This is a genomic window from Marixanthomonas sp. SCSIO 43207 (assembly GCF_019904255.1).
In the GTDB taxonomy this organism is placed as follows: domain Bacteria; phylum Bacteroidota; class Bacteroidia; order Flavobacteriales; family Flavobacteriaceae; genus Marixanthomonas.
This window is the reverse complement of sequence record NZ_CP063203.1, coordinates 730,371-743,213: the sequence shown is the minus strand read 5'-3', so window position 1 is coordinate 743,213 and position 12,843 is coordinate 730,371. Positions and strand designations below refer to the sequence as shown.

Genomic DNA, 12,843 nt, shown 5'->3' with positions numbered 1-12,843 from the left:
TAAACTTAAAACAAAAACAGTGAAATTTTTACGATATTTGTGTGTAAAACTAGCACAGTATGCCATTCTATCATAAACTAGGTAAAATACCACCAAAGCGACACACACAATTCCGCAAACCAGATGGTAGTTTATATTCAGAACAATTATTCGGTACCATAGGCTTTGACGGTATGTCTACCAATAGTTATCATGAACATCGTCCTACTCAAGTAAAGGAAATTGAAAAACAGTATAGTGTAGCCCCAAAAATTGCAAAAGCCAATAACATACAATCATACAGATTAAAAGGATTTCAGATTAAACCTGAAAAGGATTATCTAAAAAGCCGAAAAACTATATTAACAAACAGTGATTGTAGTATAATCCTAGCTGCTCCACAAGAGTCTCAAAAAGATTATTTTTATAAAAATACCGATGCCGATGAATTAATTTTTATTCACCGCGGAAGTGGAAAGCTACGAACTCATTTAGGAAATCTTGACTTTAAATATGGAGATTATCTATTGATTCCTCGCGGAATTATCTATAAAATAGATTTTGAAACTGAAGACAACCGCTTGTTTATTGTAGAATCTAGAAGGCCAATTTATACTCCCAAAAGATACAGAAATTGGTTTGGACAACTACTAGAACATTCTCCATTTTGCGAAAGAGACCTTCGCAGACCTGAAGAACTAGAAACGTATGATGAGAAAGGAGACTTCTTGATAAAAGTTAAAAAACAAGATGATATTTTTGAAATGACCTATGCCACACATCCTTTTGATGTAGTAGGGTATGATGGTTATAATTATCCATATGCTTTTTCAATACATGATTTTGAGCCTATTACAGGGCGTATACATCAACCGCCTCCAGTACATCAAACGTTTGAGACAGATGCTTTTGTAGTGTGTAGTTTTGTACCAAGACTGTATGATTATCATCCAGACTCTATTCCGGCACCTTATAATCATAGTAATATTGACAGTGATGAGGTGTTGTACTATGTAGATGGAGATTTTATGAGCCGAAACGATATCGATGCAGGTCATATTTCATTGCATCCGGCAGGTATACCACACGGTCCACATCCCGGAGCTACAGAACGTAGTATAGGTAAGGTAAAGACAGACGAACTGGCCGTGATGGTTGATACGTTTAAGCCGCTTCAAGTTACAGAAGAAGGATTAAGTATTACAGACGGAACCTATTATCAATCATGGCTTGAAGAATAATAAAAAAAAAATTAACTCTGTGAACAAACTAGCTATTTCAGCACAAATGCGCGCTATGTGGTAATACAAGGATAAACCTTGACAAGATAAATAAACAACCACATCCTAAAAACGAATCAAAATGAGTAAAGAAATAAAATCAGTTAATTACGGACTAGAAAAAATATTTGAAGGGGCGCAAGACTTCCTTCCTTTATTGGGTACAGACTACGTAGAATTTTATGTAGGAAATGCTAAACAAGCAGCACATTTTTACAAAACGGCTTTTGGATTTCAATCTTACGCCTACAGAGGTTTAGAAACCGGAAGTAAAGACACCGTTTCTTATGTTTTAAAGCAAGATAAAATACGAATTGTATTAACCACACCATTAAGTTCAAAAAATCCAATCAATGAGCATATTGTAAAGCACGGTGATGGAGTAAAAGTAATTGCACTTTGGGTAGAAGATGCACGCAGCGCTTATGAAGAAACAACCAAACGAGGTGCAAAATCATTTATGGAACCTACCGTTGAAAAAGACGAAAACGGTGAAGTAGTACGAGCAGGAATTTACACCTACGGAGAAACTGTACACATGTTTGTAGAACGTAAAAATTACAAAGGAACCTTTATGCCCGGTTTCAGAAAATGGGAGTCTGAATACAACCCAGAACCAGTAGGCCTCAAGTACATTGACCATATGGTAGGAAATGTAGGTTGGAATGAAATGAATACTTGGGTAAAATGGTATGAAGATGTAATGGGCTTTGTAAATTTCCTTTCGTTTGATGATAAACAAATTCATACCGAATATTCAGCTTTGATGAGTAAAGTAATGAGTAATGGTAACGGTAGGATTAAGTTTCCTATCAATGAACCAGCTGAAGGAAAAAAGAAATCTCAAATTGAAGAATACATCGATTTTTATGAAGGCGCCGGTGTACAACATTTAGCAGTAGCTACAGATGATATTATTTCAACCGTTTCTGCATTACGCGCACGCGGTGTAGAATTTTTATCCATCCCGCCAGAAGAATATTACAATGCTGTTCCGGCTCGCTTAAAAGAATTTGAACACGAACTTCAAGAAGATATTGAACGTTTAATGGAATTAGGTATTATGATTGATGCAGATGAAGAAGGATATTTGCTTCAAATTTTTACCAAACCGGTTCAAGACCGACCAACTCTATTCTTTGAAATAATTCAGCGAATGGGAGCAAGAGGGTTTGGAGCAGGAAACTTCAAAGCTTTATTTGAAGCAATAGAGCGCGAACAAGCATCAAGAGGAACTTTATAAAGCTCTAATAAAAAAGAAACTCCATCGTTATATGATGGAGTTTCTTTTTTTTGGAACAAAACTTGATTTGTATATCAAAAACCCCAAATATGAAAAAAATTGTCCTTCTTTTTTTGGCTTTACTACCTAGCCTAGCTTTAACGCAAGAAAAAGCCTATGGAGATGGCGAGTGGTTTAAATTTAGAGTTCATTACGGCTTTGTAACTGCCGGTTATGCAACTCTAGAAGTTGACGAAACCAAGCTAGAGGGCAAAGAGGTGTTTCACGTAAAAGGCGAAGGCAGAACAGTAGGTTTATCAAAAGTTTTCTTCAATGTAGAAGATTATTATCAATCCTACATTGATAAAGAAAAAGACATTCCTCATCGATTTATTAGGAAAATTGATGAAGGTGGTCATACCAAAGACATTCAGATAGATTTTGATCATTCTACCGGGATTGCTCATATCAATAATAAAAAACACAAAAAAAGAGAAGCGGTCTCTTTTCCAAAAGAGGCACAAGATATGGTCTCTGCATTTTACTATTTGCGTAATAACCTAGATGCAACAACCATCGAGAAAGGAGATACTATTGATATGGATATGTTTTTTGATAAAGAAAACTATAAATTTCGTCTCAAATTTTTAGGAAGAGAAATATTAAATACCAAATTTGGTAAAGTACCTTGTTTGGTTTTTAGACCCTATGTACAAGCCGGCAGAGTGTTTAAGGAGAAAGAAAGTTTGACTGTTTGGGTTACCGATGATGATAATAAAATGCCTATGCTCATCAAAGCCGACTTAGCTGTTGGGTCTTTGAAAGCATCACTTTCAGAATTTAAAGGACTGCAACATTCATTCAAAATTTTAGTAGAATAACTTAACACTTCAACAAAAAAATAAATTTACCTTTTATAAAAGAAATTGAAAATTCTGTCGTTAAGAGAACAAGAGATTTAGCAAGTAACGCAACCTCATAAGACTCTTTCTGCTGTTTTTTATACATTATTATTGTTAAAATACCAGATTTAGATAGTTTTATTGAGAAATTACTTTCTAAATATCCTTTTTTTTCGTAATCTTTGAACTCAAAATAAAAAATCGCTGCCCTTGCAGTAAGTAGAACCCCAATAAAGCTGTAGACGATTGAAGAAAATACTTGTTATGTGTTTATCAGTAACGCTGTTTTTTGCGTGCAAAACTGATAAAAAAGATTTAGCTGAAGTTGTAGAAATTGAAAAAGCACCTGCTCTTATTAAAGAGTACGGTTATATATTAAATGATTATAATGTAATACGAGATACCATACGCTCAGGAGATACATTTGGTGATATTCTTGATGCACATGGTGTTTCACAAGATAAAATATTTAAAGTTGCTACAAAATTTAAAGACAGCTTTGATGTTAGAAAAATGGTAGTAGGCAAACCCTATGTTTTGCTTAACTCAAAAGATACTCTCAATACAACTCAAGTATTTATTTACGAAAAAAATAAAGTTGATTACGCAGTTGTAGATTTTAGAAATGAACCGGTTAGCTATACTGCAGAAAAGCCAGTAACCTTTAAAGAAAAATCTGCAGGAGGAATTATAGAAAGTTCGTTGTCACAAACTATGGATGACAAAAGTTTAAGTCCTTATATGACAGATAGACTTTCAAATATTTATGCTTGGACAGTAAACTTTTTCCATTTACAAGAAGGAGATCGTTTTAAAGTAATTTATACTGAAAAATATATCAACGATACCATTCCGGCTGGATTAGGTGAAATTAAAGCGGCTTATTTTGAACACAAAGGAACCCCATTGTATGCATTTAATTATATGACAAAACTAGACAGTACAAGTGTTGTTGATTATTATGATGAAAATGCAAATAATCTAAGAAGAGCATTTTTAAAAGCACCTGTAAAGTTTAGCCGTATTTCATCACGATATAACTTAAAACGTCGCATTAAATACTATGGTTATAAACTGCGTCCACACAAAGGAACCGATTTTGCCGCCCCTATAGGAACACCTATACTGGCTACTGCAGATGGTACTGTTATAAAATCTGAATATCGAGGTGGTAACGGAAACTATGTAAAAATTAGACACAATAGCACCTATGACACTCAATACTTGCACATGCGCAACCGCAATGTAAAGGTTGGAGATTTTGTGCGTCAAGGCGATGTGATAGGATGGATAGGAATGACCGGAAATACTGGCGGTCCTCACGTATGTTACCGTTTTTGGAAAAATGGAAAACAAGTGGATCCATTCAAACAAGACTTACCCATGTCAAAGCCATTAGAAGAACAATATAAAGAAGAATATTTGGCTTACATGACTCCTTTAAAAAGCCAATTAGACTGTGTAGAATATTAATATATTTATAAAAAAAAGTATGTTAATAAACTTGTTATTAATTAACTAGCACTTTTTCAGTCTGTTGTATATTTCATTGTAACTTTATTTGCAGAAAAATTTGTTAGCATTTTCTTAACCTTTAGGTTATAAAAAAGGAAAAAGAGGGTGTATCTTTGCAAAAATTTTTAAAAAACAAACTTCATTACAATGAAAAAACTTTTACTAGTATTGATTTTTTTAATCGGAGGAATATTTAGCTCTTGGGCACAAGGGGTAACTACTTCCTCAATTAATGGAAAAGTGGTTGATGCAAACAACCAGATTCTTCCAGGAGCTAATATTGTTGCGGTGCATACTCCTTCCGGAACAAAGTACGGTGCCATTACCGATTTTGATGGTTTTTTCCGAATCGTGAATATGCGAGTTGGAGGACCTTACACAATTACAGTATCATTTGTTGGATATGAAAATGTTGTGAAAAACAACGTTTATCTTCAGTTAGGAGACTCTGAAGAAATTGATGTTACTATGAGCGAATCTTCAAACGAGCTGGATGAGGTAGTAATTACTACACAGCGAGATGGAATTTTTGACGCAGGTAAAACTGGAACCGGAACAAACGTTTCTACTAGAGAGATTAATACGTTACCGTCAGTAAGTAGAGGGCTAGGAGATTTTGTTAGAAAAACACCTCAAGCTCTTGTTAGTGAGTCGGGTTCAATTTCTTTAGCAGGTCAAAACAACCGTTACAACTCAATTTACCTTGATGGAACAGTTAACAACGATGTATTTGGTTTGGCTGCTTCAGGAACCAATGGTGGTCAAACAGGTGTAAACCCGTTATCAATCGATGCGATTGAGTCATTTCAGGTTAACCTTTCGCCATTTGATGTAAGACAATCTGGTTTTGCCGGTGGTGCTATCAACGCAATTACACGTTCTGGTACAAATAAAACAGAGGGTTCTGCATATTTTTTCTTCAGAAATCAAGATTTAGCTGGGAAAACTCCTGGAGCTATTGAAACGGATGAGAGAGAAAAACTTTCAGACTTTACAGCAAAATTATACGGTGCAAGAATAGGTGGTGCTATTGTAAAAGATAAATTATTTTACTTTGTTAACTACGAGCGCCAAGAAGAAGAAACACCACAGCCGTTTAGCTTTGGAGAGTACACAGGAGATTCTTCACTTGAAGACTTAAACGCTTTACAGCAAGGTTTAATTGACACTTATGGATATAATCCAGGTGGTTTCAGCAACAACACCTCATCTTTAACTAGTGATAAATTAACAGTTAGATTAGACTGGAACATTGATGAGAGAAACTCTATTACTGCAAAGCATAACTATGTAAAAGCAGAACAAACTTCTCCAAGTTCAAGTAGCTTCCGTTCTATTAACTATTTTAATAGCGGTGTTTTCTTCCCTTCAACAACAAACTCATCTACTATCGAGTGGAATACAAGTAATGGAGGAAACTTAGCAAACAACTTAATTGTTGGTTATACTACTGTAGTTGATGATAGAGGACCTTTAGGTGATCCTTTTCCATCAGTAGAGATTAGAGACGGTATTGGTTCTATCAACTTTGGTTCAGAGCCATTTTCAACTGCAAACTTACTTGAGCAAGATGTGTTTACAGTAACAAATAACTTCTCTATTTTCTCTGGAGCTCACAATATTACAATTGGTGGTAACTTTGAATACTTAGATGTTAAAAACGTATTCTTTGGTCAGAACTTTGGAGATTATACATTTGATAGCCTTTCAGACTTCAACACTTATTTAGATGGGATACCTGGAAATGAGGTTGCTTCAGAAGATTATTTTCACAGTTACTCTTTATTAGGAGGTTCTGGTGATAATAGTCTTGGAGCTGCAGAATTTAACTATTCTCAATTAGGATTTTATGTTCAGGATGAAGTTGATGTAACTGATGATCTTAAAGTTTCTATGGGTCTTCGTGTAGATGTACCTTTCTTTGAGGATGGAACTGTAAATAATGATTTCAATAATAGAACTATCCCACTTTTAGAATCTTTTGGAAAAGACTTACAAAATGCTGAAGTTGGAAAACCAATAAAAAGTAGAGTTCACATTTCTCCAAGATTAGGTTTTAACTGGGATGTTGCCGGTGAAAAGCTTACTCAAGTAAGAGGTGGATTAGGTATATTTACTTCTCGTATTCCATTAGTTTGGCCTGGAGCAACATACAACAACAATGGTGTAACAGGTGGTTTTGCAGCAAACTTCTTATTACCAGAAGATGTATTGTTTAATCCAAACGTAAACGATCAGCCTGTTACTGCTGTGCCTGGAACAGGAGCTTTAGGTGGTAACGTAGATTTATTTACACCAGACTTTAAATTGCCGCAAACGATGAAGTATAACATTGCGGTTGATCAAAAACTACCATTCTGGGGATTAATTGCATCTGCAGATTTCTTATACAATGATGTTATTACAAACGTGTTTTATGAAAACTTAAACATAAAACCGGCTGTAGGTAGATTAAATGGAGCTGATGATAGACTTTACTATAATGATAGTGACCCTATTGATGATACATACGGTAGAATTATTTTAGGATCAAACACTGGTTTGGGGTATTCTTACAACGCAACATTCTCTATTACAAAACCATTTGCTAGAGGATTCTCAGCTCAAGCAGCTTATACTTATGGAGATGGTAAATATGTTTTTGAAGGAACATCTTCTCAAAACAGTTCACAATGGAGAAACTTAGTTACTGTAAACGGTAAAAATGCAAATCCAAGAGAAACTAACTCTCAGTTTGCAACAGGACACAGAGTTTCTGCAAATGCATTGTATGAGTATGAGTGGAACGAAAACTTCAAAACTACAATAGGTGTATTCTATAACGGGCAGCAAGGTTCTCCTTATAGCTTCACTTACAACGAAGGAAGAGACTTGTTAAACGATGACTCTAGAGATAATGCATTAATTTATGTTCCTGCAAATGCTTCTGAAATTAACTTAGTTCCTATTACAGATGATAATGATAATGTTTTGGTTACTCCTGCAGAGCAGTGGGCTGCTTTAAATGAGTTTATCGAAGGAAACGATTATTTAAGAGGAAGAAGAGGAAGATATGCTGAAGTGAATGGAGACAGAGGTCCTTGGAGCCACATTATTGACTTAAAGTTTTTACAAGACTTTGCAATTAACATTGGAAATGACAGACACGCTTTCCAAGCTTCATTAGACATCTTTAACTTTACCAACTTATTAAACAAAGATTGGGGAACAAGAAAGTTTATTCCTAGCCAAGTAGGTTTATTAACTACAGAAACTGCTGGGCCAGATCCTGAATTTACTTTTGACCCTGCATTCTTAGATGGAATTGAAGAAGTTGACGATAGCGGAATTCAATCTTCAAGATGGCAAATGCAAATAGGTATTCGATACTTGTTTAATTAATAAAGTGTATATTTTTATAAAAGCCGTTTCTTTTGAAACGGCTTTTTTTATGGAATAATCGCTACCTTTGGTTTCTTAAAATAATAGTTATGTATTCTACACTTAAATTTGTTCATTCCTACTGGGCGTATTTGGTATTATTAGTGATTTTAATAGCAACCATAAATGCGTTAATATCTTTCTTTTCAAAAAAAGAATATGGTCCTAAAGATTTTAGATTGGCACTTTTCGCTTTAATTGTAACACACCTTCAATTGCTAATAGGTTTAATACTGTATTTTGTATCACCATTGGGCTTACAATCATTGACCAATAACGGTATGGGTACAGTAATGAAAGATTCGATGCTTAGACTATATGCAGTAGAACACCCAACGGTTATGATACTGACGGTTGTATTTATTACCATAGGTTATTCAAAACATAAAAAGAAACTGGTTTCAAAACCAAAATTTAAGATGCTTGCCATCTTTTACACTATTGGTCTTATTCTCATGTTAAGTAGAATTCCGTGGGATCAATGGTTTTCATAATCAATAAAAAAAGCGCTCATTTTGGGGCGCTTTTTTTATATATAGATATAGCTGTTAACTTATTCTGAAACTTCTTTTATTAAATAGATGTACACGGGAAAGTGGTCACTATATCCTCCGGTAAAACCACCTGAAAAACTTCTATATGGATAGCCTTTGTAACGTCCTCTAGGATTTGAAAGGTAGTTTTTATTGTATATTCCGGCTTTGTAAAAAGTGTATGAAGAATAGTCTTTATTTAAAAGTTCTTTTGAAATAATTATTTGATCAAATAAATTCCAGCTATCTCTGTAAGCAAGTGTTCCCATCCCTTTGTTATACATTTCTTCCATTGGGTTGTAAAGCTCTTTAATTTTTACTTCTTCTCTATTTTCTTTACTTTTTAAAATCTCCTTTACACTCGGGCTGATGGGGTCATCATTTAAATCTCCCATGGTAATTACCTTTGCATATGGATCTTCACTAAAAATAGAGTCTATTAATCGTTTGTTTAATTTAGCGGCTTTCATACGCTTAGGTCTGCTTCTAGCCTCGCCTCCACTTCGTGATGGCCAGTGGTTAACTATAATACTTATTTTTTCACCATCTAGCATACCACTAACTAATAGTTGATCACGTGTATAAATACGTTTAGTTCTATCATTGTTATCATAAATAATAAGCGGGTGTGCTTTATAATGTGTGGGTGTGAATAATTTTTTTTGATACAATAGAGCTACATCAATCCCACGTCTATCTGGAGAGTCAAAATGTATGATGCCGTAGTCTTTATGCAACAGAGTCTCTTCATTAAGTAAATCTTCTAAAACGCGTCTGTTTTCAACTTCAGAAACGCCAATTATTGCAGGAGAAGTTCCTGTTACATCTTTTCCTATTTCAGAAAGTACTTTTGCCATATTTTTAAGCTTCTGCTCATAGACTTCTTGACGCATGCTCTCACCCATTTCCATAATTGGGCTCGCTTCATCATAAATAGTCGTATCGTCTTCAGGATCAAAAAGATTTTCTAGATTATAAAAAGCGATTGTGTTGACCTTATATTTTTTCTCATTTTGAGCAAATACTGATATAAAACAGAAAGAAAAAACCAGTATTATATAGTGCCTAATTTTCATACTTATAGTGTATTAAGTTTTTGTAAAGTTCGTTATTAAATCGAGGTCAAAAGTAGGTAATTCATCTAAAAGATGTAGTTTTGCGCCGCAATAATAATATTAATTTAATCTATTAAAACAACTAACTATAGATGAAACAGTTCTTTTTTACCTTATGGATTGGATTGTTGGGTACCGTTTCTTTGTTTGCCCAAGATGCAACTGTAAAAGGTAGGATTGTTGATACAAACTCTAGTGAGCCGATACCGGATGTAGATGTTCGTATTCAATCCAGTAAATTTAACACAACCACTACTCCTGAAGGAATTTTTAACATATCTGGAAGCGATTTGCCTCAAGGTGAACAAGTCCTTCTTGTTGAAAAATCAGGATATGTAAATCAACGTATTCCTATTACTATTCAAAACGGGAAAACAATTAATCTAGATCCTATTTTACTAGAAATTGACCTTACCGAAGTAGAAGCACAAATAGGAATCATTAGCCTTACCGATAATGAACTAGATCAAGATGATGGTACTTCGTTTAACACCTCTGGTTTGTTACAAGCTTCTAGAGATGTGTTTTTAAATGCAGCTGCTTTTGATTTTAGCGCTACATTTTTCCGACCTCGTGGTCTTGACAATGAAAACGGTAAAGTACTTATTAACGGTATTGAAATGAATAAGCAATTCAACGGTCGTCCTCAATGGAGTAACTGGGGAGGTCTTAATGACGCGCAACGTAACCGTGAATTCTCTATGGGTATTGAAGCAAATGATTATCAATTTGGTGATCTTGCAGGTACTACCAACATTGTTATGCGCGCTTCACAATACCGCGAAGGTGGCCGGGTATCTTATGCAATGGCCAATAGAAGTTATACAGGCCGCTTAATGGGGTCATACAATAGTGGAATACTTGATAACGGGTGGTCATACTCAGTATTGGTATCTAGACGTTTTGGTGAAGAAGGCTTTAGAGATGGAACGCTATATGATGCAAATTCGTTCTTCGCATCTGTAGAGAAACAATTAGGTAACAATCATAGCTTAAACCTTACTGCATTTTATGCACCTAATAGAAGAGGGCGATCATCTGCAAACACACAAGAAGTGTATGATTTAAAAGGAATTGAATACAACTCATTCTGGGGAAAACAAGATGGCGAAATACGAAACTCTAGAGTGAGGGAAATCGAAGAGCCTGTCGTTATGTTAAACCATTATTGGGATATTTCAGATAAAACGAGATTAAACACCAATGTGGGGTATCAATTTGGAAAAATGGGTAACAGCCGTTTAGGATACGACAATGCCCCAAACCCAGACCCAACATATTATCAAAAGCTGCCTAGTTTCTTCTTGGCAGATCCTGATGGCCCAAACTTAGCCGGAGCTTATACTGCAACAACAGATTTTGTTGAAGATGGTCAAATAGACTGGCAAGATCTTTATGAAACCAACATTTTTTACGGAGGAACCTCTCGCTATTATTTATATGAAGATAGAGTAGATGATAGCCAATTAATGGCAAATACTATTTTAAGTTCAGAGCTTAATGATAATATTACCTTAAACGCTTCGGTTAATTATAGAAATCTTAAGTCTAAGAATTTTGCAAATATGATTGACTTGCTTGGTGGTAATGGATATCTTGATGTAGACACTTTTAATACCGGTGACGAAGCTCAAAGTGATTTGGATAATCCTAATCGCATCATAGGTGAAGACGATACATTCAAATATAATTTTGAAATGGACGCTTCAGTATATGATGGCTTTGCACAAGCTCAATTTAAATATACGAGTGTAGATTTTTACGTGTCAGGAAAAGTAGGTCAAACCAGCTACCAAAGAACAGGTTTATACCGCAACGGAAATTTCCCCGATAATTCAAAAGGGAAAAGCGAAAAACTAGATTTTACCACGTATGGAGCAAAAGCCGGATTAACTTATAAAATTACCGGGCGCCATTACTTAGGTGCTAACGGAGCTTATTTTACAGATGCTCCAACTATTCGTAACTCATTTAGTAACTCTAGACAAAATAATAATACAGTTACAGGATTAACCGAAGAAACAAGCTTGAGTGTAGATGGTAGCTATATTTACCGTTCTCCAATCATCAAAGCAAGATTAACCGGTTACTATACAAAAATTCAAGATGCTTCTGAAGTAAACTTTTACTACGCAGACGGAGTTTCAGGAATTGGTAGAAACCTTTCAACAGCCTTCGTACAAGAAGTATTAACAGATATTGATAAAAGACACGTAGGTGCAGAACTTGGTATTGAAGCGCAAGTAACCCCAACTATTAAATTAAAAGGTGCTGCTGCGTACGGTCAATTTACCTATGATAACAACCCAAATTTATACTTAACATCAGATGATTTTGATGAAGAGTTAAACTTTGGACAAGCCTATTTAAAAGACTATAAAATTTCAGGAGGACCACAACAAGCATATCAAATAGGTTTTGAGTATCGTGATCCAGATTTCTGGTGGATAGGTGTTACAACAAACTATTTTTCAAACGCTTACATAGATGTTTCTCCTTTAACTAGAACTGAAAACTTTTATTTAGACACAGACGGAATCCCTTTTAATGATTATGATCCTGAATTGGCAAGAGAATTACTTAAACAAGAAAAGTTTGACGATTACATTCTTGTAAATGCTGTAGGAGGAAAATCATGGAAAATTGATGATTACTATGTAGGATTTTTTGCTACTGTAAATAACATCTTTGACGAAGAATACAAAACAGGAGGATTTGAGCAAGGCCGAAGTGCCAATTTCAGAACCTTATCTGAAGACGCCGCAAATGATAAAAGGGTTTTTGGCCCTAAATACTGGTACGGATTCGGCACTACCTATTACTTAAACGTATATTTTAGATTTTAAAAAGAAAAAGAAAAGCAATAAAACTATAATT

At 34.9% G+C, this 12,843-nt stretch carries 8 protein-coding genes; 7 read left to right on the top strand and 1 reads right to left on the bottom strand.

The genetic code is table 11. From position 1 onward, the window contains the following. Window positions 1–59 precede the first annotated feature (59 nt). The 6 genes from INR76_RS03370 (at window position 60) to INR76_RS03345 (ending at window position 8,812) form a co-directional block, all read left to right on the top strand. A complete protein-coding gene (locus tag INR76_RS03370) occupies window positions 60–1,220 on the top strand; it encodes a homogentisate 1,2-dioxygenase (RefSeq protein WP_223109253.1) in 1,161 nt (386 codons plus the stop codon). A 121-nt stretch (window positions 1,221–1,341) separates the two neighbouring features. Continuing rightward, entirely contained in the window at window positions 1,342–2,502 is a 1,161-nt protein-coding gene (gene hppD, locus INR76_RS03365; RefSeq protein ID WP_223109252.1) for a 4-hydroxyphenylpyruvate dioxygenase, read from the top strand. Window positions 2,503–2,591: 89 nt separating this feature from the next. Continuing rightward, complete coding sequence (locus INR76_RS03360; RefSeq protein WP_223109251.1) at window positions 2,592–3,362, top strand: DUF3108 domain-containing protein; 771 nt, start codon at window positions 2,592–2,594, stop codon at window positions 3,360–3,362. Window positions 3,363–3,647: 285 nt separating this feature from the next. Next, complete coding sequence (locus INR76_RS03355) at window positions 3,648–4,856, top strand: peptidoglycan DD-metalloendopeptidase family protein (RefSeq protein ID WP_223109250.1); 1,209 nt, start codon at window positions 3,648–3,650, stop codon at window positions 4,854–4,856. Window positions 4,857–5,045: 189 nt separating this feature from the next. After that, window positions 5,046–8,279 carry a carboxypeptidase regulatory-like domain-containing protein gene (locus INR76_RS03350; protein ID WP_223109249.1) on the top strand — a complete coding sequence of 1,078 codons (3,234 nt, stop codon included), beginning with the start codon at window positions 5,046–5,048 and terminating at the stop codon, window positions 8,277–8,279. A gap of 89 nt (window positions 8,280–8,368) precedes the next feature. Further along, a complete protein-coding gene (locus tag INR76_RS03345) occupies window positions 8,369–8,812 on the top strand; it encodes a COX15/CtaA family protein (protein WP_223109248.1) in 444 nt (147 codons plus the stop codon). Window positions 8,813–8,871: 59 nt separating this feature from the next. Here the strand turns inward: INR76_RS03345 and INR76_RS03340 are convergent, their stop codons facing one another. Continuing rightward, entirely contained in the window at window positions 8,872–9,927 is a 1,056-nt protein-coding gene (locus tag INR76_RS03340; protein ID WP_223109247.1) for an endonuclease/exonuclease/phosphatase family protein, read from the bottom strand. Window positions 9,928–10,058: 131 nt separating this feature from the next. On the opposite strand from INR76_RS03340, the gene INR76_RS03335 reads away from it, so the two are divergent. Then, on the top strand, window positions 10,059–12,812 hold the full coding sequence (locus INR76_RS03335; protein WP_223109246.1) for a TonB-dependent receptor: 2,754 nt from the start codon (window positions 10,059–10,061) through the stop codon (window positions 12,810–12,812). Window positions 12,813–12,843: the final 31 nt, after the last annotated feature.